This is a genomic window from Blautia sp. HCP3S3_D9 (assembly GCF_052063845.1).
Lineage (GTDB): Bacteria > Bacillota > Clostridia > Lachnospirales > Lachnospiraceae > Blautia_A.
The window spans coordinates 1-1,371 of the sequence record NZ_JBQHWS010000274.1 but is presented as its reverse complement, the minus strand read 5'-3'; the positions used below and the strand labels follow the sequence as shown (position 1 = coordinate 1,371).

The following is a 1,371-nucleotide window of genomic DNA, read 5'->3' as shown; positions in this document are numbered from 1 at the left end:
GCATGGTTGTGGGAGCTATTATCAATACCATTCTTGACCCCATTTTTATTTTTGTTTGCGATTGGGGAATTGCCGGCGCAGCTTGGGCAACAGTTATTGGGCAAATTTTTTCCTTCATACTCGCATTCCGTTATCTATGGCGTTTCCAAACAATCCATTTTGAAAAAGAGTCGTTTTTATTGGACATCAAAGAAAGCATGAAAATTTGCAGCATGGGAATCAGCAGCAGCTCAAACCAGATTGCAGTTACCGTGATTCAAATCATTCAGTACAATTCGTTGACTTATTACGGCGCATTAACAAAATATGGAACAGATATTCCCTTAGCTGCTTGCGGAATCGTTATGAAAACAAATGCCATAATCCTTGCGATTGTTGTAGGAATCTCGCAGGGAACACAGCCGATTATCGGCTTCAACTATGGGGCAAGGCAATACCATCGTGTACGGGAGGCTTACCTGCTTGCGGTAAAATGGAACCTTGTTGTTTCCACTATTGCTTTCATCGCATTTCAATTTTTCCCGCAATCTATCATTTCGCTATTCGGAGATGGGGACGAGCTGTATTTTGAATTTGCTGTTTTGTTCATGCGTACCTATCTTTTCATGGTGTTGGTAAATGGTGTGCAGTTGCTTTCTTCCAGTTTTTTTACCGCAATAGGAAAATCGTTAAAAGGTGCTCTGTTGGCATTAACAAGGCAGACTTTTGTGTTGATTCCGCTTACCCTGCTGCTCCCGCTTCGTTTCGGAATTATGGGAGTATTGCTTGCGGGACCTGTTGCTGATTTTTCAGCGTTTATGCTATCTGTTGTACTGGTGGGTATAGAATTAAAAAAACAAAAAAATGACATGTAAACAACAGCCCTATGTGAAAACATTCTTTTTCCGCCGTTAAGTAATCAAGAAGCAAAAACTTAAAAACCGTTGCGATATTATTAGAATCGGGGAAATACAGAAACAAAATCAACACCTTTTTTATAAAAAATGCCTTTAATTCAGCGGATTTTATAAAGGTATTGATTTGCATTTGGTTGTGATAATTTAACAGGTTCTGATCTGATGAAATGTGATGACAGGATAAGCGAAAAAAGGTATAATGATTTCATGAAATCAGAAGCAGGAGGAAACATACATGAAAATTGTAATTATTAACGGAAGTGCCAGAAGGGGAAACACGCTGACGGCGATTGACGCATTTATAAAAGGGGCATCAGAAAAGAATGAGATTGAAATCATCCAACCAGACAGACTTCATATCTGTCTCTTATACACATCTCCGAGCCCACGAGACAGTCTGTGATCTGGTATGCCGTCTTCTGCTTGAAAAAGGGGGGGGGGGGGGGGGGGGGGGGGGGGGGGGGGGGGGGGGGGG

Annotated in this window: 1 protein-coding gene and 1 pseudogene; both read left to right on the top strand. The window is 41.5% G+C overall.

Going from position 1 to position 1,371, the window contains the following annotated elements; all coding sequences use genetic code 11:
* On the top strand, positions 1 to 854 hold an 854-nt coding region (locus ACTNES_RS20840; RefSeq protein WP_441040574.1), incomplete at its 5' end, for an MATE family efflux transporter.
* Between the two features lie 277 nt (positions 855 to 1,131).
* Positions 1,132 to 1,257 (top strand): annotated as a pseudogene (locus tag ACTNES_RS20835) (flavodoxin family protein); the annotation flags it as partial.
* Positions 1,258 to 1,371: the final 114 nt, after the last annotated feature.